This is a genomic window from Ralstonia sp. ASV6 (assembly GCF_016429285.1).
GTDB lineage: Bacteria > Pseudomonadota > Gammaproteobacteria > Burkholderiales > Burkholderiaceae > Ralstonia > Ralstonia flaminis.
Window position 1 is genome coordinate 1 of the sequence record NZ_JAELUI010000360.1, and the last position, 458, is coordinate 458.

The window sequence follows — 458 nt, forward strand, 5'->3', positions numbered from 1 at the left end:
ATAGTTGCCTCCGGGGTGGGCAGGGGAATCTCCCTACGATATGCCAAAGACAACGCACTTGTGTGACTTTGATACGTTTTGGTCACATTTGTTATATATTGCGCCGCACCTACGTCCCCTGTTGGACAGGGGCCTCACGGGGTCAATAGCGCGCGTCGGCAGGTTTCTTGTCGCGCGGCCAGTCGTTGACCTTGGGCGCGAAATCCGGGCGGGGCATGTGTGAGAAGAACTCCGCCACATCCAGGGCTTCCTGGTCCGTCAGGCCGCCTTGACCCAGCGGGAACCGGTTGTGGAACGCGATCGGCATGTTGTTTTTCACGAACGCGGCCGCGGTGTAGGTGCGTGCCATGCCGGCACCAATGTTGAACGACTGGTCGCCCCACAGCGGCGGATAGACGTGCTGGCCCTGAGCGTTCGTGATGCCTTCGCCGTTGGCGCCGTGGCACAGCGCGCATTGC

At 61.1% G+C, this 458-nt stretch carries 1 protein-coding gene; it reads right to left on the reverse strand.

The genetic code is table 11. The annotated features are described in order from the left end of the window. Positions 1–142: 142 nt before the first annotated feature. Positions 143–458 (reverse strand): c-type cytochrome (locus tag JHD73_RS28035; RefSeq protein ID WP_199033371.1); only part of this gene is annotated, 316 nt, incomplete at its 5' end.